Source organism: Streptomyces sp. NPDC021080, from assembly GCF_044333225.1.
In the GTDB taxonomy this organism is placed as follows: Bacteria; Actinomycetota; Actinomycetes; order Streptomycetales; family Streptomycetaceae; genus Streptomyces.
The window spans coordinates 355,530-378,715 of record NZ_JBIRQM010000002.1 but is presented as its reverse complement, the minus strand read 5'-3'; the positions used below and the strand labels follow the sequence as shown (position 1 = coordinate 378,715).

22 protein-coding genes and 1 pseudogene are annotated in these 23,186 nt (G+C 71.6%); 10 read left to right on the top strand and 13 right to left on the bottom strand.

Annotated elements, in window-relative coordinates:
• Window positions 1–231 precede the first annotated feature (231 nt).
• The 4 genes from ACH4S8_RS05725 (at window position 232) to ACH4S8_RS05710 (ending at window position 6,618) form a co-directional block, all read left to right on the top strand.
• Window positions 232–3,009, top strand: coding sequence for a lectin (locus ACH4S8_RS05725; RefSeq protein WP_398391224.1), 2,778 nt, complete (start codon window positions 232–234; stop codon window positions 3,007–3,009).
• Between the two features lie 264 nt (window positions 3,010–3,273).
• The gene (locus ACH4S8_RS05720) at window positions 3,274–5,802 is read left to right on the top strand and encodes an FtsX-like permease family protein (protein WP_398391222.1); all 2,529 of its coding nucleotides are present in this window, start codon (window positions 3,274–3,276) and stop codon (window positions 5,800–5,802) included.
• A 124-nt stretch (window positions 5,803–5,926) separates the two neighbouring features.
• Window positions 5,927–6,229, top strand: coding sequence for an ArsR/SmtB family transcription factor (locus ACH4S8_RS05715; protein WP_398391221.1), 303 nt, complete (start codon window positions 5,927–5,929; stop codon window positions 6,227–6,229).
• Window positions 6,226–6,618 carry a VOC family protein gene (locus ACH4S8_RS05710; RefSeq protein WP_398391219.1) on the top strand — a complete coding sequence of 131 codons (393 nt, stop codon included), beginning with the start codon at window positions 6,226–6,228 and terminating at the stop codon, window positions 6,616–6,618. The genes ACH4S8_RS05715 and ACH4S8_RS05710 overlap by 4 nt, the downstream gene beginning before the upstream one ends.
• Window positions 6,619–6,666: 48 nt before the next feature.
• Here ACH4S8_RS05710 and ACH4S8_RS05705 read toward each other — a convergent pair whose 3' ends face one another.
• On the bottom strand, window positions 6,667–7,251 hold the full coding sequence (locus ACH4S8_RS05705) for a helix-turn-helix domain-containing protein (RefSeq protein WP_398391217.1): 585 nt from the start codon (window positions 7,249–7,251) through the stop codon (window positions 6,667–6,669).
• Window positions 7,252–7,369: 118 nt separating this feature from the next.
• On the opposite strand from ACH4S8_RS05705, the gene ACH4S8_RS05700 reads away from it, so the two are divergent.
• The 4 genes from ACH4S8_RS05700 to ACH4S8_RS05685 all read left to right on the top strand — a co-directional run bounded on the left by ACH4S8_RS05700 (window position 7,370) and on the right by ACH4S8_RS05685 (window position 10,749).
• Window positions 7,370–8,206 (top strand): EamA family transporter, encoded by an 837-nt coding sequence (locus tag ACH4S8_RS05700; RefSeq protein ID WP_398391215.1) that lies wholly within the window; start codon window positions 7,370–7,372, stop codon window positions 8,204–8,206.
• Between the two features lie 27 nt (window positions 8,207–8,233).
• Window positions 8,234–8,881 (top strand): FMN-binding negative transcriptional regulator, encoded by a 648-nt coding sequence (locus ACH4S8_RS05695; RefSeq protein WP_398391213.1) that lies wholly within the window; start codon window positions 8,234–8,236, stop codon window positions 8,879–8,881.
• Between the two features lie 42 nt (window positions 8,882–8,923).
• The gene (locus ACH4S8_RS05690; RefSeq protein WP_398391212.1) at window positions 8,924–9,622 is read left to right on the top strand and encodes a B3/4 domain-containing protein; all 699 of its coding nucleotides are present in this window, start codon (window positions 8,924–8,926) and stop codon (window positions 9,620–9,622) included.
• 152 nt (window positions 9,623–9,774) lie between these two features.
• Window positions 9,775–10,749, top strand: coding sequence for a phosphotransferase family protein (locus ACH4S8_RS05685; RefSeq protein WP_398391741.1), 975 nt, complete (start codon window positions 9,775–9,777; stop codon window positions 10,747–10,749).
• A gap of 108 nt (window positions 10,750–10,857) precedes the next feature.
• On the opposite strand, the gene ACH4S8_RS05680 is transcribed toward ACH4S8_RS05685, so the two are convergent.
• The 3 genes from ACH4S8_RS05680 to ACH4S8_RS05670 form a co-directional block, all read right to left on the bottom strand.
• Window positions 10,858–11,568 carry a hypothetical protein gene (locus tag ACH4S8_RS05680; RefSeq protein ID WP_398391211.1) on the bottom strand — a complete coding sequence of 237 codons (711 nt, stop codon included), beginning with the start codon at window positions 11,566–11,568 and terminating at the stop codon, window positions 10,858–10,860.
• A 72-nt stretch (window positions 11,569–11,640) separates the two neighbouring features.
• Window positions 11,641–12,579 (bottom strand): PhzF family phenazine biosynthesis protein, encoded by a 939-nt coding sequence (locus ACH4S8_RS05675; protein ID WP_398391209.1) that lies wholly within the window; start codon window positions 12,577–12,579, stop codon window positions 11,641–11,643.
• Window positions 12,576–13,148 (bottom strand): carboxymuconolactone decarboxylase family protein, encoded by a 573-nt coding sequence (locus tag ACH4S8_RS05670; RefSeq protein WP_398391208.1) that lies wholly within the window; start codon window positions 13,146–13,148, stop codon window positions 12,576–12,578. Before ACH4S8_RS05670 ends, ACH4S8_RS05675 begins: the two co-directional genes overlap by 4 nt.
• Before the next feature lie 138 nt (window positions 13,149–13,286).
• Between ACH4S8_RS05670 and ACH4S8_RS05665 the strand changes: the two genes are divergently transcribed.
• On the top strand, window positions 13,287–13,613 hold the full coding sequence (locus ACH4S8_RS05665) for a winged helix-turn-helix transcriptional regulator (protein WP_398391740.1): 327 nt from the start codon (window positions 13,287–13,289) through the stop codon (window positions 13,611–13,613).
• Between the two features lie 154 nt (window positions 13,614–13,767).
• Here the strand turns inward: ACH4S8_RS05665 and ACH4S8_RS05660 are convergent, their stop codons facing one another.
• From ACH4S8_RS05660 to ACH4S8_RS05630, 7 genes are all read right to left on the bottom strand, one after another.
• Window positions 13,768–14,796 (bottom strand): S66 peptidase family protein, encoded by a 1,029-nt coding sequence (locus ACH4S8_RS05660; RefSeq protein ID WP_398391206.1) that lies wholly within the window; start codon window positions 14,794–14,796, stop codon window positions 13,768–13,770.
• A 268-nt stretch (window positions 14,797–15,064) separates the two neighbouring features.
• Window positions 15,065–15,637: a class F sortase gene (locus tag ACH4S8_RS05655; RefSeq protein ID WP_398391739.1), complete on the bottom strand. Its 573-nt coding sequence runs from the start codon at window positions 15,635–15,637 to the stop codon at window positions 15,065–15,067.
• Between the two features lie 207 nt (window positions 15,638–15,844).
• A complete protein-coding gene (locus ACH4S8_RS05650; protein WP_398391205.1) occupies window positions 15,845–16,342 on the bottom strand; it encodes a sortase in 498 nt (165 codons plus the stop codon).
• Between the two features lie 552 nt (window positions 16,343–16,894).
• Window positions 16,895–18,175: an MFS transporter gene (locus ACH4S8_RS05645; RefSeq protein WP_398391203.1), complete on the bottom strand. Its 1,281-nt coding sequence runs from the start codon at window positions 18,173–18,175 to the stop codon at window positions 16,895–16,897.
• A 530-nt stretch (window positions 18,176–18,705) separates the two neighbouring features.
• Window positions 18,706–18,960: a lipopolysaccharide assembly protein LapA domain-containing protein gene (locus ACH4S8_RS05640; protein WP_398391202.1), complete on the bottom strand. Its 255-nt coding sequence runs from the start codon at window positions 18,958–18,960 to the stop codon at window positions 18,706–18,708.
• Between the two features lie 253 nt (window positions 18,961–19,213).
• Window positions 19,214–20,110 (bottom strand): NAD-dependent protein deacetylase, encoded by an 897-nt coding sequence (locus ACH4S8_RS05635; RefSeq protein ID WP_398391200.1) that lies wholly within the window; start codon window positions 20,108–20,110, stop codon window positions 19,214–19,216.
• A 133-nt stretch (window positions 20,111–20,243) separates the two neighbouring features.
• Window positions 20,244–20,792, bottom strand: coding sequence for an FABP family protein (locus tag ACH4S8_RS05630; RefSeq protein ID WP_398391198.1), 549 nt, complete (start codon window positions 20,790–20,792; stop codon window positions 20,244–20,246).
• 62 nt (window positions 20,793–20,854) lie between these two features.
• Here ACH4S8_RS05630 and ACH4S8_RS05625 point away from each other — a divergent pair.
• Window positions 20,855–21,103, top strand: a pseudogene (locus ACH4S8_RS05625) (kinase); the annotation flags it as partial.
• 34 nt (window positions 21,104–21,137) lie between these two features.
• Here the strand turns inward: ACH4S8_RS05625 and ACH4S8_RS05620 are convergent.
• Complete coding sequence (locus tag ACH4S8_RS05620) at window positions 21,138–21,515, bottom strand: hypothetical protein (protein ID WP_398391197.1); 378 nt, start codon at window positions 21,513–21,515, stop codon at window positions 21,138–21,140.
• A 40-nt stretch (window positions 21,516–21,555) separates the two neighbouring features.
• The gene (locus ACH4S8_RS05615) at window positions 21,556–23,055 is read right to left on the bottom strand and encodes an MFS transporter (protein WP_398391196.1); all 1,500 of its coding nucleotides are present in this window, start codon (window positions 23,053–23,055) and stop codon (window positions 21,556–21,558) included.
• Between the last annotated feature and the right edge of the window lie 131 nt (window positions 23,056–23,186).

The following is a 23,186-nucleotide window of genomic DNA, read 5'->3' as shown; positions in this document are numbered from 1 at the left end:
GCGCGAATCGTTGACATGCCCCTGCCCTGTGGCTAGCTTCACGAAGAGTTCTCGTCTGCGCCCCCAGGTATGCGCGGCCCAGGCCCCGTCAATGCGTTCGCATCGCCAGGCACCTCATCTCGACGATGCGACAACGTTGTCGACCTCGACTGCTGCCCAAGTGAAGCGTCCCACCAGGAAGACAACGTTGTCAGGCTTCAACTCCCGCTCCCGAGTAGAGGAGAAACCCCCGTGAGAACACGATTGTCGAGACGTCCCGGAACCGCCGCGATCGGATTATGCGCGGCGGTGGCACTGGCCACGGCCGGGCTGTGCGCACCCGCGTGGGCTGCCGGAAAGGCCGCGCTCGTCACGTCGCCGGCCACCGTGGTCAACCCGTTCATCGGAACGTCGAACCAGGCCGACGACTTCCCGGGTGCCGACGTGCCGTTCGGCATGGTGCAGTGGAGCCCGGACACGCCCTCGCGCCCCGACGGCGGCGGTTACGAGTACAACGACTCGTCCATCACCGGCTTCAGCCTCACCCACATCGCCGGACCCGGCTGCGGCGCGGCGGGCGACATACCGGTGCTGCCCACCGTCGGCGCCGTGAACACCGGGGCGACGGACGCGTTCTCGCACGCCAACGAGTCGGCGTCCGCAGGATCGTACAAGGTCGCCCTCAACAACCAGGTGACCACGGAACTGACCACCACGACACGCAGCGGCATGGCCCGCTTCACCTTCCCGTCGAGCACCCAGGCGAACCTGATCTTCAAACTGACCGGCAGTCAGAACGGTGCCACCTCCACGCAGTTCACCAAGATCTCCAACACCGAGGTCAGCGGGCAGGTCACCAGCGGTCACTTCTGCGGCGCGGGAAACACGTACACCGTGTACTTCGACATGGTCTTCGACCAGCCGTTCGCCTCGCAGGGCACCTCGCTCGCCAAGGCGCCGGCCGCGACCCCCGCCAAGCCGCGGACGGCGTCCAAGAACGCGGCCGAGAAGCCCAACAAGCCGGTGCTGCACGGCAAGATGCCCACCGCCGCGACACCGAAGGCCGCCCAGGACGGCGCCTCTCCCAGCGCCGCCGCCTCGAACGGCTACGTCACCTTCAACACCACCTCCAACCCGGTGGTGCAGGCCAAGGTCGGCATCTCCTACGTCTCGGTGGCCAACGCGACGGCCAACCGGGCGGCGGAGAACACGGGTTGGGACTTCGGCGCCACCCGCACCGCCGCGCAGAACGCCTGGAACAGCACACTCGGCAGGATCCAGATCGCCGGCGGAACGGCCGCGCAGCAACAGAGCTTCTACACGGCGCTGTACCACTCGCTGCTGCACCCGAACGTCATCAGTGACACCAACGGCCAGTACTTCGGCTTCGACGGCAGGACCCACACCGTCGACACGGGTCACAAGGCCGTGTACGCGAACTACTCCGGGTGGGACATCTACCGTTCGCAGGCCCAGCTCGAGGCCCTGGTCGCTCCGCAGGTCGCCTCGGACACGGCACAGTCGATGGTCGACGACTACGCCCAGACCGGGATCTTCCCCAAGTGGTCGGAGAACAACGGCGAGTCCTATGTCATGGTGGGCGACCCGGCGGACGCCATCCTCGCCGACTACTACGCCTTCGGCGCCCGGGACTTCGACACCACGACGGCCCTCGCCGACATGGTGAGACAGGCGAGCACGGCCAACAACGACCGGCCGGGCCTCACCTACCTGAACTCGCCGGGATACATGCCGCACGACGGCAGCTACGGCTGCTGCAACTTCTACGGTCCCGTGGCCACCACCCTGGAGTACAACACCGCCGACTTCGCGCTCTCCGCCATGGCCGGGGCCCTCGGCGACACCGGGAACCAGAAGACGTACGCCAACCGCGCCCAGGGCTGGCGCAACGTGCTCAACCCGGCCTCCGGCTTCGTCGAGCCGCGCAACGCCAGCGGCTCCTGGACCGGCGGCTTCGATCCCACCAGCGGCACCGACATGGTCGAGGCCGACTCCTGGATCTACACCGGCATGATCCCGTTCAACATCGGCGGCCTGGCCCGCGCCAAGGGCGGCAACACGGCGATGAGCCACTATCTGGACACGGTGCTGCGCAGCTACACCGGCGACAAGGGCTACGCGTGGGTCGGCAACGAACCCAGCATCGAACTGCCCTGGGAGTACGACTACATCGGACAGCCCTACAAGACGCAGGGCACCGTGCGGGCGATCCAGGACCAGATCTGGGCCAACACCCCGGGCGGGCTGGCCGACGGCAACGACGACCTCGGCGCGATGAGCGCGTGGTACGTGTGGTCGGCGCTCGGCATGTTCCCCGAGACGCCGGGCACCTCCGACCTGGCCCTCGGCTCGCCCCTGTTCACCCAGGCCGTGATCACCCTCCCGTCGGGCAACACGCTGACGGTCAACGGCGACGGCGCCGCGGACAACGCTCCCTACGTACAGTCCGCGACATGGAACGGCGCCGCCTGGAACAACGCCTACGCCCCCACCTCGGCGATCACCGCCGGCGGCACGCTGAACTACACGCTCGGCACCAGTGCCAACACCTCCTGGGCGACGGCCGCTTCCGCGGCTCCGCCCTCCTACGCCGGTGACACCACGGCCCCGGCCTCGCCGCGCATCGGCGCCATCACCTCGGCGGTGGCCTCGAACCTGTGCGTCGACGACGCGAGTTCCTCCACCACCGACGGCAACCACGTCCAGATCTGGACCTGCAACACCACCTACGCCCAGGACTGGATCGTCGCCGGTGACGGAACGATCCGCAGCCTCGGAAAATGCCTGGACGTCGACCACAGCGGGACCACCAACGGCACCCTGATCCAGCTGTGGACGTGCAACGGCACCGGTGCCCAGCAGTGGACCACCGGCGCCAACGGATCGCTGATCAACCCCCAGTCCAAGCTGTGCCTGGACGACCCCAACTCCACGACCACGACCGGTACCCAACTCCAGCTCTACACCTGCAACGGCACGGCGGCCCAGAACTGGAAACTGCCGAGCTGAGCAACCGGGACCAGATCACTTCGCACCTCTGAGCAACCCCTCCGCGCCCCCGTGTGTCCCGGCCCGCAGCCGGGACGCACGGGGGCGCGCCGCATCGCGCCCGGCCCGCCGGCCGACCGCGGCGTCACCCGTCCGGGTAGGGCTGACCCCCCGTCACAGACGCCGGTCCACCGCAGTGCACACACACCTGCGTACGGACGACTGTGGACGCATGTCACCGGAACCCGCCACGCGCCCGCCCACGGCGAAGAGGACCGAGCTCTCATGATGCTGCGTTACGCCCTGAAGTCCGTCCGTGCCCGCAAGGCCGGGTTCCTCGGCGCCTTCCTCGCCCTGATGTGCGCGGCGGCCCTGATCACCGCCTGCGGCACCCTGATGGAGACGGGACTGCACGGGGCGATCCGAACCGAGCGGTACACCGCCACCCCCGTCGTGGTCTCGGCCGACCAGAACGTCCACCGGACCACCGTCGAGCACAAGAACGGCAAAACCAAGATCAAGCACAAGGCGAAGCCCGTCGTCGAGCGCGCCTGGCTCCCGCAGAGTCTGGAAGGCACCCTCGCACAGGCTCCGGGCGTCGCCCGGGTCGTGCCCGAACTGACCTTCCTCGCACAGCCGTTGACACCGGACGGGACGGGCGGCCGTACCGCTTACGGGCACGCCTGGGACTCCGCCGCCCTGACGCCCTACAGGCTGACCACGGGCCGTGCGCCGAAGGCCGCGACCGATCTCGTGGTCGACTCCTGGCTCGCCGGGCGGGCCCACCTGAAGACCGGCGACCGGCTCACCGTCCAGTCGACACAGGCGCCGCGCAGCTACAGGGTCTCGGGAATCGCCGCGCCGGACACGGACGTACGGCACCAGACGTCGCTGTTCTTCTCCACCGCGGAAGCCCGCAGGCTCGCCGCGCGTCCCGGGCAGGTCACCGCGTTCGGCGTCTTCCCCGCCCGGGGCACCGGCACCGGACGTCTCACCCGAGCCGTGACGCAGGCGCTGCGGGGCACGAACGCACAGGTCGGCAGCGGGAATGCCCGAGGCGCCGTGGAGTTCCTGGACGCCGCCGCGGCCCGCACCAGGCTGGTCAGTCTCGGTGGCGCCATGGGCGGCACCTCGCTGCTGGTGGCGGTGCTCGTGGTCGTCGGCACTCTCGCGCTGACGGTGCAGCAGCGCCACCGCGAACTCGCCCTGCTCCGCGCCGTCGCCGCCGGCCCGGGACAGATCCGCGGCCTTCTGGGCCGTGAGGCGCTGATCGTCGGCGCGGTCGCCGGGCTCACGGGTGCCCTGCTCGGACTGCCGCTGGGCAGTGCGCTGTACAGCAGGTTCGTCGCCATGGGAGCCGTTCCCGCGACGCTCCGGCACACCGTCGGTGTCTTCCCCGTGATCGCCGGCGTCGCCGCGACCCTGGCCGGAGCCTGGGTCGCCGCCCGGGTCGCTTCCCGCCGGATCACCCGGATCCGGCCGGCCGAGGCGCTCGCCGAGTCCCGTGCGGAGCCCGCGCGGCTTCCGTGGGGACGTGTCCTCGCGGGACTCCTCCTGCTGGCCGGCGGTACGGTCCTCGTCGTCACACTCACCTCCCTGCGCACCGAGCCCGCGTCGACACCCGTCACCTTCCTGGCGGTCGTGGTCCTGTGCACCTCCGTCGCCCTGCTGGGGCCGCTCCTGGTCAAGGCGGCCATGCTGCTCCTCGGCGGCCCGCTGCGGCTCATCGGGCCGGCCGGCCGGCTGGCCGCGGCCAACCTGCGCGGCAACGCCGCCCGCATGGCAGCCGTCGTCACCCCGCTCACCCTCCTCGTCGGCATGACCTGCACGGTCCTGTTCGTCACGCCCACCCTCGGCGACGCCGCCCGTGTCCAGGCCCGCGAAGGGGTGCGCGCCGACTGGGTCGTCGTCCCGGCCGGACCGGGCGTTCCGGCCGAGGCCGCCCGGGAGTTGCGGGCGCACCACGACGTGGCCACCGAAGTGGTGCGTACGACCGTCCGGGTCGGCCTCGACAAGTACGCGGCGCAGGGCGTCACTCCCGCCGGGCTCACCCGCACCTGGGACCCGGGTGTCACCGCGGGATCCCTCGGCCGGCTCACCGACCGCACCGTCGCCGTGAGCGAACTTGCCGCTAGCCGACTCCACTTGAAGCCCGGCAGCACACTGCGGCTCACGCTCGGCGACGGCACGCCCGCCCGGCTGACCGTCGTCGCCGTCTATACCAGGGGGCTCGGCTTCGGGGACCTCACCCTCGCGCACGACCTGGTGGCACGCCACGTCGACGATCCCCTCGCCACGGCCGTCCTCGTCGGCACGACCCGTACACGGACACAGATCGCGACCACGCTCCATGCGGTCCCCGGCGTCCGTGTCGTCTCCCCGCGGACCGCCGACCACCTCCAGGCACAGCGGCAGCGGGCGAACGCGGAGGCTGATTACCTCGCCATGGGAATGGTCCTGGCCTTCACCGCCATCGCCGTGGTCGACACACTCGTCATGTCGGTCTCCGAACGCGTCCGTGAGTTCGCCCTGCTGCGCCTCACGGGGGCCACGCGCCGACAGGTCATGCGCATGCTGCGGGCCGAGGCGCTGTCGGTGCTGCTCCTGGCCACCGCGCTGGGCAGCGGCATCGCCCTCGCGGTCCTGACCGCGTTCAGTGTCGGCATGACCGGCCGAGCCGCCCCGGCCGTCACTCCGCTGCTGTACGCCGCCGTCGTGGCCGTCGCCGGACTCCTCGCCCTCGTCGCCACCGCACTGCCCGGACGCGCGGCACTCCGGGCGCGTGCGGTGACAGCGGCCACCGCGAAGGAGTGAGGCCGGGTGGCCGGCCGTGCGGGCACGCCGCCCGCACGGACGACCCGGCCGCGGACCGTTTCGGCGGGCCCGTTCGGAGCGCCCCGCATTGATAGGCAAGTGCATACTTGCCTATGGTGGAGGGGTGGCCGACGATCTGTTCAAAGCCCTGGGTGACCCCACCCGCCGCATCATCCTCGACGAGCTGGTGCAGAAATCCGGACAGACCCTGTTCGAGATCTGCTCCCGGCTGAGCATGAAGCACGGGCTCGGCATCTCGCGGCAGGGGGTCTCCCAGCACCTCGCGGTGCTGGAGGCCGCCGGGCTCGTGGAGAGCCGTCGTGAGGGCCGGTACAAGTTCCACGACCTGAACACCGCTCCGCTCCGGCGGATCACCGAGCGGTGGCCCGTGCCGGACGCGTCCGAAACGAAGGAGAACACCCCGTGAGAATCCGTCTGACCAGCATTTTCGTCGACGACCAGGCCAAGGCGCTGCAGTTCTACACCGAGATCCTCGGCTTCGTGAAGAAGCACGACATCCCGCTGGGGGAGCAGCACAGGTGGCTGACCGTCACCTCCTCCGACGAGCCCGGCGGCACCGAACTCCTGCTGGAGCCCGCAGGTCATCCGGCCGTCAAGCCCTACCGCGACGCCCTCGTCCAGGACGGCATCCCGCTCGCCCAGTTCGCCGTCGACGACGTGCACGCCGAGTACGAACGTCTGCGCGTCCTCGGTGTCCGCTTCACCCAGGAGCCCCTGGAGATGGGGCCCGTCACCACCGCCGTCTTCGACGACACCTGCGGCAACCTCATCCAGATCGCCGGCCGGCCGCAGTAGGCCCCGGCGCGGCGGCCTCGTCGCCCTGCCAGTACTCGAACGTGCCGGTCAGGCCGGGGAGCCGGGGCCGGGCGGGATGTGGACGGTCATGATCAGGTGGCAGGTCTCGTGACCTGATCCGCGGTAGGCGTGGGGGGTGTCGCTGTCGAAGGCGGCGGTCTGCCCCGCCTCGACGGGGTGCTCGGTGCCGTCGACGACGAGGACCATCCGTCCGGCGGTGACACTGACGGTCTCCACGACACCGGTCTGGTGGGGATGGCTGGAGTACTCCTCGCCGGGCTCCAGCTTCCAGCGCCAGATCTCGACCGGGGCCGCCCCCGAGGTGGTCAGCATGAGCCGCGCCTCACTGCCCCGGTCCGCCGTCCACAAGGGCGTGACGGCATCGGCGGACACGACCCGGACACGGCCTTCGGGCGGCCCCTCCATCAGTGCGGACACCGAGATGCCGAGGGTGTCGGCGAGACGGACCAGGGTGGCGAAGTTCGGGTTGCCCTGGGCCTTCTCCAGCGCCACCAGGGCGCCCTTGCTGACCGCGGCGCGGCGGCCGAGTTCGTCCAGCGACAGCCCTGCGCGACCGCGCGCCGCGCGGACGTTGCGCGCGAGCGTCCGCAGTGCCGCTTCGGTCTCGGCCATCGCTTCGTCCCTTCAGGCGGGCGGGTCACCACACTGCACCAGGCGGTCGTTCGGTTGACGACTCTCGGTCGGTGCGTTGTACGGTGTAGTCGTTCCATTGATAGTAAGGGATGACCCCGTGATCGCTCTGCTGCTGGCCCTGGGCAGCTCCCTGGCCTATGGATGCGCCGACTTCCTCGGTGGCCTCGGCTCCCGCAAAGCCCATGTCCTGCGCACCGTGATGATCGCCGCCCCGGCCTCACTGACCGTCGAGCTGCTCCTGTGGCCTTTCCTCGGCGCCTCCTTCGCGCCCGGCACCCTCGCCTGGGGCGCGGCGTCCGGCGTCGCGTCCGCCGCCGCGTTCGCCCTGCTCTACCGCACGCTCGCCATCGGCCCGATGAACGTCCTCTCGCCCGTCACCGCACTGGTCTCGGCGATGCTGCCGGTCGGCGTCGGGCTGCTGCAGGGCGAACACCTGGGCCCGGCCGGCCTGATCGGCCTGCCGCTGGCACTGGCCGCGGTGGTGCTGGTCAGCGCCGGACACGGCGCCGGCAGCGCCCGCCCGTCGCGCACCGCACTGCTGTCGGCCCTCGGCGCCGGGGCGGCGATCGCCCTGCAACTGGTCTTCCTCCACCAGACGCCCACGGACAGCGGCGTCGGCCCGCTGATCGTCGGCCGCGCCGTCTCCTCCGCCGTCACCCTCGCCGCGGCCGGGGTGATGTACCGCAGGCTCGGCGCCGAGAAACCCGCGTACGCGATGTCGGCGGCGGCCGGCGTACTGGACTCGGTGGCCAACCTGCTGTTCCTCCTCGCCGCCCGCGGCGGCGACCTGGCCGTCGTCGCGGTGATCACCGCCCTGTACCCGGCCGGCACCGTCCTGCTCGCCCGCGGCGTCCTCGCCGAACGGATCCACCGCGGCCAGCTGATCGGTCTGGGCACCGCCGCCGTCGCCGTCAGCCTCCTCGCCCTCACCTGAACGACACCGGCCCGGAAGGACCCGCCCATGTTCATCCAGCCCTGGGACGCCGCCCTGGACGCAGCCGAATGGCAGACCTGGATCGCCGAGGGCCACGACTTCGGCATCCTCAGCGTCAACGGCCTGCCCGGACAGGCGCCCATCGCCGTGCCCACCCACTTCACCGTCGACGACGACAGCCTGCTGATCCACCTCGCCCGGCCCAACCCCGTCTGGGAGGCCATCGAGGCCGGTCCCGACGTCACGTTCACCGTCACCAGCGACTACGCCTTCGTCCCCGGCCCCTGGCGCGCCCAGCCCGGCACCCCGCCCGCCGACGGCGTCCCGACGAGCTACTACACGGCCGTCCAGTTCACCTGCCGGGCCACGATCATCGACGAGCCCGACGCCAAGGCCGAGCTCCTGCGCCGTCAGTTGGCCCACTTCCAGCCCGAGGGCGACCACGCCCCCGTCGAGGCCGGCCGGCCCCCCTACGGGCGGATGCTGCCCGGCATCCGCGGCCTGCGCCTGCACATCACCGACGTACGCGCGAAGTTCAAGTACGACGACCACAAACCCGTCGAGCAGCGGACCGCCACCGCCCGCCGGCTCACCGAACGCGGCACCGCCCTGGACGCGCCCACCGCGGCCCAGCAACTGCGCCGTCTGGACCGCATCGGTCCCTGGAAAGCCTGACCCGCCGCACCGGCCCGCCCACCCGAAACGGACTCCCACGCGATGACCGCCTTCCGCATCAGCTCCGCCGTCGCCGACGCCTTCCCCGACACCCTCATCGCCGTCGTCACCGCCACCGGCCTGCGCGGCCACGAACCCTGGCCCGCCACCACCGCCACCCTCGAGGACCTGGAGCAGCGGCTCGCCGACGGCACCTGGCGGCCCGCCGACGAGACCGATCCGCGCATCGAGGCCTGGCACACCGCGTACCGCGCCTTCGGCACCAATCCCCGCCGCATCCGGCCCAGCGTCGACGCCCTCGGCCGCCGCCTCGCGAAGAAGGGCACCCTGCCGCGCATCAACCCGGCCGTCGACTCCTACAACGCCGTCTCCGTCCGCCACGGCCTGCCCGCCGGCGCCTTCGACCTCGACCGCGTCACCGGCGACGTCGAGATCCGCCACGCCGACGGCAGCGAGACCTTCACCCCGCTCGGCGAACCCGACACCGTCGAGAACCCTGGACCCGGCGAGATCATCTACATCGACACCACCGACGTACTCACCCGGCACTGGAACCACCGCGACGCCCACCGCACCCGGGTCACCGGCGACTCCACCCACGTCGCCTTCCTGCTCGAAACCCTCCACGCCACCCGCGACGGGCATCTCCTCGAAACCGCCGCCGACGAACTCCGGGAACTGCTCGCTCCGCACGCCGGGCGGACCACGGTGCACTACCTCGCCCCCGCCACCAGCGCCTGAGCCGGTCCGACGGCCCGACGGCCCGACGGTCCGAAGGCGCGCCGTCGCCGCCGGACTTTCCGACGTAAAGCGATCGCCTCCGCGTCGACGCACCCGTAAGGTGCGCGAGTCGATCTGACAGGGAGGGGGTTCGGGGCGTGGCACCCATGAGCATGGCGCGGGAGCGGTTGGCAGGAGCGGCGCGGACCGCGATGGGCGGTGGAAGGCGTCTGGAGACGGTCGAGCGGGTCGCGGGCGGCAGCAAGAAGGGCGTGTACCGCCTGGTGATGGACGACGCGACGACGGCCATCGCCTACCTGTGGAACGACGCGGAGAACTACTGGCCGGCGGCTCAGGGCGACGACGACCTCGCCGACCCGTTCTCGCCGGGTCTCGGGCTGGATCTGTTCGAGGCCGCGCACGCGCGGCTGGACGCGCTCGGCGTCCGCGTCCCCACGATCCGTCTCCTCGACCGCGACGGCGCCCACTGCCCGGCCAGCCTCGCGATCGTCGAGGACCTGCCGGGCGAGAACCTGGAGGACGTGCTCGCCCGCGACCCGGGGGCGGCGGCTCCCGTCATGGCCCGGCTCGGAGAGGCGCTGGCGGCGATGCGAGGTCATCGGGCGTCCGGGTACGGCAAGGTGGCCGTCGTCGACGGGGGAGGCGCATCGCACGGGTCGTCGTGCGAGGGGGCCGTCCTGGACCGTGCCCTGCGGGACCTCGCCGAGGCGGCGGCACGTGATCCGCGGATCGCGGCTGCGCGCGACCGGCTGGCGGAGCGGCTGCTGGGTCTGGCGGCTGCGGTGCGGCCGCGCGCCGAGTACGCGGTCGTGCACGGCGAACTGGGGCCCGACCATGTGCTGGTGGACCAGGACGGGAACCCCGTGCTGATCGACATCGAGGGCCTGATGTACTTCGACGTCGAGTGGGAGCACGTGTTCCTGCGGATCCGCCTCCACGACGCCTACCCGCCACTGGAGGCGGAGGGGCTGGACGAGGACCGGCTGGCGCTCTACACGCTCGCGCAGCGGCTCTCGCTGACGGCGGGCCTACTGCGGCTGCTCGACGGGGACTTCCCCGACCGGGCGTCCATGGCGGGCATCGCCGAGCACAACCTGAGGCACGCGCTGAGCCTGGTCCACGCCTGAACGCCGACGGCTTCCCACCCCGGCGGGCCGGTCGAGCGGATCACCTCGAAGAGGGATCGGTGAGGCGGTCACCGATGTCGGAGCCCGGATCCGGGACCGATGGAGAGGTCAGTTCTGGTTCACCGGCCAGACCGCCGCCGGATGGCAGTGGTCCGGGCACGCCAGCAGGTAGACCTCGTTGGCGAGGAACAGGTTGTAGGTGTCCGCACCGATGCTGTACGGCTGCTCCGGCAGGCCGGGGTGAACAGCGAACTCCATGCCCTCCGGCACCTGGCAGAGGTACACCAGGTCGGCGCCGCACGCGCACCTGTAGTGCTCGGGATCCTGTGCCCAGGAGGGCGTGCCCCCGATCTTGAACGTCTGGGCCCCGAGACCGCGCGGACTCGGAGTGTCGACGAGGGGCCGCAGCGTCAACGGCATGGCGCGGACGGAGGGTTCGGTCTCCGGAGCCGGCAGCGACGCGTGGCGCTGGAGCAGGACGCGCCAGAACGGACGCGGGTACGGCGGCTGCGGGGCGTCCCAGTATCCGGGCACGAGCCGGCCGTCGGCCGACTCCGGGTCGGACGCGTCATTGTGGGCACGGCAGTGGAAGACCAGCAGATGGTCTCCGGCGAAGTGCTGAATGTCCGCGGGGATGTCGAGTTGGAAGAACAGGGCCATCCGCTCGCCGCAGAAGCACTCGGGCCATTCGGCGGTGTCGTCGAGGAAGGGCCGGCCGCCCGTCGAATTCCGTGCCGGGCGCTCAAGGGGCTCGGTCCCGACCTCGATGGTGTGGGCGGGCAGTACCGCCCGCGTCGTCCCCGCGTCGCCTTCGATCATCGGGTCACCATAGACGCTGTCCTGTGACCGCTGGGTACGGGTGGGACGGGCTCGGTGCTGCGGGTACGGCAACTACCCGGGCAGGTGACGGACTTGCCCGACCCTCGCGGCGCCGGTGATGTCGATCGGGGAACCCGGTGAACCGTTCCGTGCAGTGGCCCTGACGGTTGAGGGGTGGCCCAGGGCGTCACCCAGGTCGACGTCGATCCGGGGTGTGCCGTGACGGGCGAGCAGGTGGGCGGCCAGACAGGCTGAGCTGTTCACGTTGGCGACGTCCTCGGGCACGCCGATCGACGGGGCGAACATACGGGCCGCGATCCGGGCCGATGCCGACACGGGGGAGTGGGCGAAGCAGCCCAGCAGGCCCAAGCGGTCACATGCGGCGGCGAGCCGGTCCGCATCCGGGGACAGGGAGGCGAGGGCGGCCCGGCCGGTGACGGGGACGAGCAGTCGCGGACGTCCCAGCGTGGCGATGCGGGCTTCTGGGCCGACCTCCGCGGGGAGCCCCAACGCGGGCAGAAGCAGCGCGAGTTCACTTCTCCTGGGCTCGCGCAGGTGCACAGGCCCGGCTTCGAAGGTGACGTCGAAGGACGTCGGGTCTTCGCGGGCCGCGCGCCCCTTGACGACCTGTCCCGACACCCGCAGGTCGCCCCGGTACTCGCCGCGGCCCGCTCGCGCGGCGAGGAAGGCCAGTGCGGCCACGGTGCCGTGGCCGCAGGCGGGCAGTTCTCCTTCCGCGGTGAAGAACCGCACCGGGACCACGGGGGGTTCGTTCCCGCTCCCGTCCGCCGGATCGCGGCCGTCCGAGAGGAAGACCGCGTGCGAGGTGCCGGCGAGGCCGGGCACGCGACGGCGCTCGTCATCGGTCAACGGCCGGCCGGCCCGGAGGGCGTCGGCCTCGTCCACGACTGCCGTCGGACTGCCGCCACGGCCCTCGCGCAAGCACGCGTGCGTGATCGTGACCGGCAGGTCGTCCCGGCCCGTCGGAGACCGGAACGGGCGCCTGCTCATCGCACGCGGGGAAGGAAATCGGCGAAACCGGGGGCGCCGGGCTCGTGCGGCACGCGCGCGGCTCGCGCGGCGAAGCTGACGGCGTGGTACCAGCCGCACAGCAGGAGCAGGTCGAGCAACTGGAGGTCGTCGAAGACCGATGCGAGCCGTGCCCACAACGCGTCGTCGATGTCGGAGTGCTCGTGCAGCGCGTCAGCGGCGAGGATGAGCAGCCGTTCACGCTCGGACGTCCAGCACGCGTCGCCGGCCCCGCCGTGGACCAGCGACGCCGTCTGCTCGTGGGCCAGGCCGACCCGCTCGGCGTACGTCATCACGTGCACGCCCCATTCGTACGAGCAGCCGCACAGCGCGCACGTCCGGTCGATGACGATCTCGCGTTCCCGCGGGGTGAGGCTCAGCTGCCTGCCCAGCTCGTAGCGGCCCCACCCGTGCATGGCCTCGGCCATCGGGAGGTTTCTGGCGAACATCCGGAACAGCCCGATCGGCGGAGCGCCCCCGGGCATCATGCGCGCGAGCAGTGCCGTGGCCCGGTCGGTGTACGGCGGCTCGAGCAGGGCTATCCGAGGCATCGACGCTCCCGTCAGGTTGTTTCGTTTATCGAAACGTAGGGCAGATGCTAGTGTTTCGATAAACGAAACGCAAGGAGAGTCATGTCGGTACCACGCCCAGGAACACCGGTCCGTGGTTCGGCGACCGGCCGTCCGATCATGGCGGCGATGGACCTGTTCGGCCGTCGCTGGGCCCTGCGCATCCTCTGGGAACTGCGGGAGGGACCGCTCGGTGCCCGGGCGCTGCTGACGCGATGCGAAGGGCTGTCGTCCAGCGTTCTCTACCAGCGGCTGCGCGAACTCGCGTCGAGCGGGATCGTTGCGAACTCACCCGACGGCTACGAGCTCACCCGACTGGGAGCAGCCCTCGGACATGCGCTCCGCCCGCTCGACGACTGGGCGGTCTCCTGGGCGCAGGCGCAGGCGCAGGCGCAGGCGCAGGCGCAGGAACAGGAACGGGACGGCCAGAAGCCCGCGGACGCGTGAAGCCGGTAAACCCGGATGACGTCCACCGGACGGCCCGTCTCATCCGTGAAACCGCGCCGTGCCCCACCGGCTGAGGCGACGCACCGCCCTCACCGGCGAGGCGGCGGCTTCGAACCCGGCGCTCGGAGGGCTCGAGGTCTGCCGGGGCCGATCGTCACGTCATCGTCTGCGTCAGCTCGCTGCGGTTCGCCGAGTGGACGATCCGGCCGTGCGCCCCGTTGACGATCGGCATGTAGGGCGGGACGTGGCCGCACTCGACGTCCGCGATGACGGGCACGCCGAGGGGACCCAGCGCGTCGAGGATCGCCTCCCGGTGGCTGAGGGAGCTGTGGTCCCGCGACCTGCTCCGGCCGACGAGGACCGCGTTCGCGTGGTCGAAGAATCCGGCGAGCCTCATGCCGTGCAGGCTCCGGCAGATCGTGAAGACGTCGCTGCCCGCGTCCTCCACGTACACGAGGAGCCCGTCCGGGGCCTCGGCGCGGGCGAAGGCGGAGGCGTCGAGGTACTTCGTGCCGGCCAGGTTGCACAACGCCTCGACGCAGCCCCCGATCAGCCTGCCTTCGGCCTCCACATCATCGGTTGCGTCGAGCCGGGTCCATGTGCCGGGGGTGTCGAGGGTGAACTCGCGTACCTCGGGGTGGCCGACGTAGTCGTCGAAGCCCGTGGTCCGGTGGCGGCCGGGCGGTTGCTGGGTGAACCGGTGACCCGCGGGCGCGGTGACGATGTCGAGCCACGACAGCAGACCCTCGGGAACGCGGTACGGCGTGTCCATCAGGTTGTTGCCGTGGAGAGTCGCCGTGCCGGTGAGCAGGGTCAGCGGTGTCATCAGGGTCGAGGTGTCGGAGAAGCCGACGAGCCAGGTCGGCTCCGCCTCGCGCAGCCGGTTCCAGTCGAGCAGCGGAATCAGGTCGATCGCGGTCTCCCCGCCCCATGGCGGTACGACCGCGCGGACGGTGGGGTCGGTCAGCATCGCCATCAGTTCGCCCGCGCGGTCGGCTGCCGGGGCGCTCACGTGCCCGGAACCGTCCATGCACGCTCCGACCACGACCTCGTACCTGCGTGCCCGCACGTCACGGACGGCGACGTGCAGCCGTTCGCGCATGTCCTCGGGGACGCCGCTGGAGGGAGCGGTCACGCCGATCCGGTCACCGGGGCGCAAGGGGCTCGGGTATCGCACTGGCATGCGCGGGATTCTGGCACGGTGCCGCGCCGGGGCGACAACCGATTTCCGGCCTCTGCGCGACCGCACCGGCGACGGGCCAGGGACAGGGTGTGCGCGGTGCGGACCCGCCGTCACGCCGGGCCGCCGGCAGGGTGGGGCGGTCACGGCAGGCTGCAGGCAGGGGGCGGCCGGCCGGTCCCTGGAGGCGGAACGGCCCGGCATCCGGCCGCCTCGGTGCTCGCCGTCGGCGGCGCAGGGGCGGCACGGGCCGGCCTCGCGAAACAGCGGGCTACGGCGCCTTCGTGCGTCGTACGGCGGTGAGGGTCGCGTACACCACCACGTTGCCGCGGTATCCGCCGTCCCCGGCCTGGCCGCCGCAGGTGATCACGCGAAGTTCGGGCCGGCCGGAGTTGCCGTACACCTTCTCGCTGGGGAAGCCGGCCTTGTCGTAGACCTCCACGGCGTCGACGGTGAAGACGGCGGTACGGCCGTCCGCCCGGCTGACTTCGATCGTCTCGCCCTTGGTGACGGCGCCGAGCCGGTAGAAGACCCCGCGTCTTCCGTCGCGCGTGTCCACGTGTCCCGTGGTCACGGCCGTGCCCCGAGAGCCCGGCGCCGTGCCCCCGCCGTACCAGCCGGCGAGGGTGAGGTCGCCTTCGGGCGGGGGCCGCAGCGCCCCCGCCCTGTCGAGGCCCAGCCGTGCCAGGGACGCGTCCACGCCGATCGCGGGGATACGGAGCCGGACGGGCTCGGCGGGCGGCAGCGGTGGAACGGCAGGGTGGGCCGGCGGGGCCGCCCGCCCTGCCGGCGGGGTGGAGAAGGCCTGGTCGGCCGACGGCTGTGGGGGCCGCGTGTCGACCATCGTGCCGAGCACCAGCAGGATGCCCGCCACCAGGGCCAGGACCAGATACGCGACCGGTGGGACGAACACGCGCGAAGGCGTGCCGGCCTCGTCCCTGGATTCCTTGTCCCTGGATTCCTTCAAAGTCGGGCCTCTTGCCTGGAGGGGGCGGGTCGGGGGTCGGCCCGGCGGTCCGGGGACGGGGTCCCCGGTGGCCGGAGCGGAAGGTCAGGAGCGGGCGTCGCCGTGCGAGCGGCGGCGCATCCTGTACAGGGCCCCGGCCGCGGCCGCAGTGATCAGCGCACCGCCCACGGCGACCTGCGTGTCGCTGTCCTGGGCGTCCCCGAAGCCCGCATGGACGGCGCCGTTCGGCTGCTGCTCGGAGATCTCGTACGTGTCCGTGAGCTTGATCCGCGGCGGGCACTTCACGGTGACGGTGTCCGTGCCGGACGCCCCCTCCGCCGGGATCTGGAACTCGCCCGCGAGCACGCCCTTGACGTCGCCTCCGAACATGTTGAACTGACCCGCCACCGTCGACTCGCCCTTGCCGTAGGTGACGTCCGGCCCGCAGGCCGTGGTGGTGACCCGGACCGTGGAGCCCGGCAGGGCGTTGCCCGGGTTGATACGGATCTCCGGGTCGCCGGCGGCCGCGACGGCCGTGCCCTGCAGAGCCATGACCCCGAGGAGCAGTCCGGCACCGACGGCGGCAACATGTGTGTTTCGCAAGGGAATCCTCCGACAAAGCAGTGGCCGGCCTGTCCGCTCGGCGCTCCTGTGATCTCCACGAACGAGAAAACCGACGCCCCATCAGCTCCGCAACAGGAAGCATGGGTACGGGCGTCACCCGGGCGGACGCCGCGACCGCTCGGGCGCCGGTTTGTTTGCGCAGGTCGCGGAAGCCGTGGCGTCGTCGCGGGAGGCGGATGGGCTAACGATCTTCATCCCCGAACGGGGCGCGTGGGTACGGCCGTCCGTGGGGCCCGTCCCGGTCGGCGTCCGAGAACTCCGCGCCGTCGGCGGTGGCGCCCGTTCCCTCCACCGGCCCCTGCCGGAGGAGGGGCGGGCCGGACGGGACCCGCACCTTGGCCACCCTGCGGAACGTGCCGCCCGGAGCCGTGCGGTGCGACCGCACCCCGCGTCAGGTGTTCCAGGACATGCCGGGCCTGCACGGCGAAACCGTCGGCTTCGTCGTCGACGGGACAACTCCCGTGTCCGACCTGGCCGATCGCGTGGCCACTCGTTTCCGGCCGGGCCTCGGGAGACGAGCCCTCGCCCGCTCTACAGGACGCTGACCTCCGCGGGGGCGCTGCCGCTGTCGCCGGTCGTCTCCGACGCCTGCGCCGGAAGGCGTCGTACGGCGGGGACACAGAGAAGCGCCAGCGCGGCGGGGACCGCGATGATCGTCATCGCGTACAACGTGGGGCGCACGCCGAGGGAATCGGCCACCGGACCGGCGAGCGCGAGGCCCAGCGGCATGAGTCCCGTCGACAGCAGATAGTCGTAGGAACTCACGCGGGACAGGGCGGCTTCCGGTATGTGCGTCTGCAGCGCGGTCTCCCAGATGACGAAGAAGAGCGAGACGGCGACGCCGGTGACCGCTTCGAGGACGGCGATCACGACGACCGTCGCGCCCGACCCGATGATGACCGCTTGGCAGGAGCCGACGGCGAGCGCCGCGGCGGCGAGTGCCATCGGGTGCTCGACCTTGAGCCGGTAGGCGCAGACGTCTCCGACGATGGAGCCGATGCCGAAGCCCGCGGTCACGATGGACCAGCCGGCCGCACCGCCCCACTCGGACTCGGCCAGGACGGGCCCCAGCACGAACACCGCGGGCAGCACGACGACGTGGTAGACCGATATGGCCGCCATTCCTGACCACACCCATGTCCGACCGCGGACCTGCGTCCATCCGGCGCGCAGGTCCGTGATGAAACCCCCCTCCGAGGAGGGCCGGGTCGTCGCGGCCGCCGGGTCGCCGGGTGTCAGCCGGGCCAGGAACGCGGCGCTGACCGCGAAGGTCAGGGCGTCCACCGCCAGCGCACCGCCGGGACCGGCCAGCGCCACCAGCCCCCCGGCCAGGGCCGGGCCGACCACCAGGCTCGCCGACTGGACGAACCCGCGCAGGGCGTTCGCCTCCCGCAGCCGGCCGGGCCCGACCAGCAGGGGTATCAGCCCTGTGGCCGCCGGCATGAAGAACGCGTCGGCGGTGCCGAACACGATCATCAGCAGCACCAGGTGTCGAACCTCGGCGACGCCGGTCAGCAGCAGCACTGCGGCGAGCCCCTGCGTGGCGAACCGCACCAGGTCCGACACCAGCATGATCCGGTGCCGCGGGAAACGGTCCGCCCACACCCCGCCCACCAGGGCGAACAGCAGCATGGGCACGAGCCCCGCGGCCGCCAGCAGACCCACGTCGGAGGCGGATCCGCCCACCGAGAGCACGGCGAAGGGCACGGCGACGAACGACATCCGGTCGCCCACCACCGACAGGGACTGCCCGAAGAACAGGCGGGCGAACTGCGGCTCGTCACGCAGCACGGCGGGAACCAAGGATTTCACGAAATGACCGATCAGAGGCGGTGGGCCAGGACTGCAGCGCCCGATGGTAAACAGTGCCCGCAGCGCCGGTCGACTGTATTTCGCAGGTCAGGACCCGTTCCCCCGGCCTCGGCATTTCCCCGGACGTGTTCTGTCCTTGGGCGGGTTGCCTGTCGGCCGGGCAGGCAGGGGCCGACCTCTTCCCGGGGCTGCTGGGCCGACAGGTACGACAGCGCGTCTGCTCCGACCGTGGTGGCGTGTTCGTGACCTCGGTGGCCGGATTCCTTTGGCTCGATGTGCCTGCTACTATTGATCTTGAGCCGGTCGGAGGAAGTCACTCCGGATGGTTCGCGCGTTGGTGGTCCAAGGAAAGACGTCCCGCTTCCTGCGGGGAAATGCAGGTGCAAGGCCTGCCCGGCGCTCTGTTGGAACCCTGTCCCGCATGTGCGGGGCAGGGTTCCTTGCTGTTCGGGGCGGTCCGGGAGTGCCGACGGCGGGAACCCGGCGGACGGTCTCTGGACCTGGCGCCGGACGGGCCGCTGCCCGCCCCTCTACCGGCGGGCCCGGCGGTAGGCGATCAGCAGTCCCAGCAGGATGCCGACGAGGAGCGTGACCGTCAGGACGATCCACAGGGGGAGGGTCACCTCAGGGATCCACAAGCGGATGGTCACGGAGTTGGTGTTGGCGGCGATGAACCAGATCGTCAGGGCTGCCAGCACGAAGAAGCCGATGCTGCGTAGCCGGTAGTCCCGCCCCTTGACCGTCACCGTGGACGGCCCGTGTTCCTTCGCGGTCTTCTGGGCCATGAAGCCAGTATCCGGCTGTTCATCCGAGTGGGCGACTCAGCGGCTCGCCGGCTCAGTCGTGCGACGGCACGGCGCGCGGAGGGCGGGGACCCGAGGTTCGGCTTGGGTCGATGCGCCGACGCGCCCGCGCTCTCGGTGCCCAGGGGGCAGAGGGGACCCGTCCGCGGTGACCGGTGCCGCCCGGCGCGGCTGTCGGCCGATCGGGGCGGGCCACCGACCCCGCCTCGTGGATGCGCTCGTCCCCTTTCCGGGGTCAGGCCGCGGCCTCGTCCAGGGGGATGCCGAGCCGGCCGGCCACGGTCGTGAGGGCCGTGCCCAAGGGGAGTGCGACCCGGGTGAGGGCGTGCCGGTCGCCGCGGGTCGCGTCCCGGTTGACGATCAGGACCGGCTTTCCGGCATCGGCCGCCTGACGGACGAACCGCAGTCCGGACATCACCGTCAGGGACGAGCCGAGGACCAGCAGGGAAGTCGCCTCACGGACCAGCTGACGGCAGTGCTCGACCCGCGACGGCGGAACGGACTCGCCGAAGAAGACCACGTCCGGCTTGAGGATGCCGCCGCAGACCGTGCAGGGGACCACGTGGAAGTCCCCGACCTGCTCATCGGTGAGGTCGGCGTCACCGTCCGGGTTGACGGCGGCGGCCACCGGTGCGAAGCCCGGATTGGCCTCCTCCAGCCGCCGGGCGAGTTCGCGGCGCGCGGTGCGGTCACCGCAGGAGAGGCAGACGACCCGCTCCAGGCTGCCGTGGAGTTCCACGACGCCCTGACTGCCGACGGCCTGGTGCAGACCGTCGACGTTCTGCGTGATCACTCCCGAGAGCAGACCGTGCCGCCCGAACGCGGCCACGGCCCGGTGCCCGTCGTTGGGACGGGCGCGTCCGAAGGTCCGCCAGCCGAGATGGCTGCGCGCCCAGTACCGCCGCCGGGCCTGAACGGTCGCGGTGAAGTCCTGGTAGGTCATCGGGGTGTGCCGCCGCAGGCTTCCGTCCTCGCCCCGGTAGTCGGGGATGCCCGACTCCGTCGAGATGCCCGCGCCGCTGAGCACCAGTACACCGCCGGCGCTCAGTGCGGCGGAGACCGGTTCCAGATCCGTGGTGCCCGGCGGCAGATCCCCGGAAGGGATCCAGCTCAGTGTGGGGCGCATGCGCATGCATCCAGGGTACGGACACGACGGGGTATCGCCGCCGTCGTGCACGGGGCCGCTCCCCGTCTCCGGGGAAGGGGGCTCATCGCGTACTCCTGGTCGGCGCGCGCACCCTCGTGGCCGCGTCCGGCCGCGCGCCTCAGTTTCCGCCCGCTCGTCGAAGCCGCGCGGCGAGATGGTGCTGCAGCGGCCGGCCGACCGCCGCGAGGTCATGGAGGAAGTCGAGCGAGCCGGTGTCCGTCAGGGTGTACCGGCGGCGGGTGGCGACGACCTCCTTGGCCGTGGGAGCCAGCGCCACCTGCTCGGTGGTCATGTCCACCGCACCGTCGGCGGCCCGGCCGACCAGGATCTCCGCGATGCCGGTCGGCTGGGTGATCAACGCCTCCACCCGTCCCTCGGCCTGCACGCGCCACCAGCCGCTCTCCCGGGCCGACGGGCGCAGCGGAGCGCCGTCCGTGTCCAGCAGCCAGGCGCGTGCCTCGTAGTGGAGGAAGGGCCGGCCGTCGTGGCTGAACGTGACCTCCTGGGCGTACACGAATTCCTCGTCGAGCGTCGGATAGCTGCCGCGGCCCTGTCCGGCCCAGGTGCCGAGCAGCCAGGTCACGGGCGCGAGCAGCGCGTGCGGTGCGGGCGTCTCGTCCGGTCGGAGGGCATCGGGGTACGGGTGCTTCCCGACGGGATCGAGCATGACATCCACTCCTGGGTTGGGGCCGGTGGCGTCCTGCAGCCTAGGACCTGTCCGGCCGATCCCGGCGGAGACGCGGTCCGACGCACGGGTACTACCTGGACGTGCCGTTGGCCGAGATCCTCGCCCGGCACGCCACCAAGCCGATCGCCGATGACGTCGACGAGACGCGACTGCGCGACTGGTACCGGCCGCTCGATCTTCTGCCCGGCGGCGTCGAGACGGTCATCGGCGCCAGCAGCGCCCTGCACGAGACCGTCGACCGCATCATGCTCGACACCGGCCTCGCCCATCTGCCCGCGCTCGAACGCTGACGGAGCCGACGCTCCAGCCGTGCGGGTGCCGTCGTCACTCGATCCAGCGCGCAGCGGCCTCGTAGGTGGTCGCCGGCGTGCTGTTGAACGCGATGGCCGCGTCGGGTGCGTGCCGGCGGACAAGGTTGATCACTTGCTCGAGGAGTTCGACCTGGTCGTCCGAGTGCCGTAGGCCGCCGCCGATGGTGACGCACTCCCACGGATGGGCTCGCAGCGCCTTCCCGACGACCGTTTCCACGTCGTCACGTCCGTCGAGGCCGATGAGGCAGGTCTCCACGCCCACGCCGTGCTCGGCGAATTCGGTCAGTCCCGCCTCGATCGCCCTGGCCACCGGCTCGGGATCCCACGGTCCGGGCACCCGGTACGGATCGAGCCCGATGACGAGGACGCGGGGTGAGCCTGCGGTGTCCATACGGGGACGGTACGCGCCGGACGTCCCGCGCAGCAGGAACTCAGCCGCCGCGCCGGACCACTTCCTCCGCGTCCCCCTCCTCGAAGCCCCGCCGGACGGTCGGCGCGGTCCGTTCCGGCTCGGGGTGGGCCCGGCGTACGCGCAGGTCGGCGACGGCCAGCAGCAGGGCGATCACGCTCATCCCGACAGCGGTGAGCAGCCCGAGCTGAATGGCTGTCACGGAGCGACCGTGCTCGGCCTGATGGGCGAAGTACACCGAGCCCACCACGGCGATCCCGGCCGCCGAGCCGATGCGCTGCCCCGTCTGCAGGACACCGCCGGCGGCGCCGGCCCGCTGCACGGGCACGCGGGTGAGCGTGAGCGTCGTGTTGGGGGAGACGGTGAGGCCCGAGCCGATCCCGCCGACGACCATGGGCAGGGCCGTGGCCCACCCGACGCTCTGCAGGGGCACCAGTTGGACCGCCACGACCACTCCGAGGAGGCCCACCACCACGGCGAGGAGGCCGAAGACGACCAGCTTGCGTCCGTGGCGCATCACCAGCCGTCCCCCGATCGCGGCGCCGACCGCGGACGAGGCGGCGAAGGGCAGCACCGACAGACCGGCCGCCAGCGCGCTGTATCCGGCCGTGTTCTGGAGGAACAGGGAGTAGACGAAGAAGACCGTGGTGAAGCCCGCGAAGTAGGTCAGGCTGATCAGGGAGCCGAGCGTGAAGGAGCGCAGGGCGAACAGGTCCAGATCGACGAGCGGGGCCCGCCCGCGCAGCTTCTGGCGCCGTTCCCACGCCCAGAACGTGATCAGCAGCAGCGCGGCCACCGGGAGCAGGGCCCACTTCAGCCGTCCGGTCCACTGCTGTTCCTGGACCAGGGGCAGCATGAGCGCGAGGACCGCGGTGCCGAGGAGCAGCACGCCGAACGGGTCGAACTCCTCCCGCCTTCCCGTCGACGGGAAGCGGGGCAGCAGCCGCAGTCCCGCGGCGAACGCGGCCACTCCGATGGGCAGGTTGACGAAGAACACCCAGCGCCAGCCGTCGTCGGTGCCCACGGCGTCGATCAGCACACCTCCGACCAGGGGGCCCGCCGCCGTCGAGACACCGATGACGCTCCCCAGCAGACCGAACGCCTTGGCCCGTTCGGCGCCCTGGAACATCTGCTGGATCAGCCCCGAGGTCTGCGGGGCGACCATGCCCGCCGCCGCGCCCTGGATCAGCCGGAACAGCACCAGCCAGGAGGCGCTGGGAGCGAGACCGCACGCCCCCGAGGCCAGCGTGAACAGGGCCAGTCCCGCCAGGAAGGCCTGGCGCCGTCCGCGCATGTCGCCCAGTCGGCCCGCCGGGACGAGCACCAGCCCGAAGGTCAGGGCGTATCCGGAGACCACCCAGGACTGGGCGGCCTCCGAGGCGGCCAGCCCGTGCTCCATCGAGGGCAGCGCCACGTTCACGATCGAGGTGTCGAGCAGCGAGATGAAGCCCGCCGTCAGACAGACGGCGAGCGCCTTCCAGCGCCGTTGGTCGGGGGCGGGCACGGCTTGGACAGTGGTCATGGGGTCACGCTAAGCAGCCACCCCGCCCAACGCATGGAAGGAGACGTTCCGCGCGCGTCGTAGCCGACGGGCCCGGCCGGGCCCGTTGCGCCGTCCGTGCGGGAAGCCGTGGCCGCCGCCCCGTGCGCGTT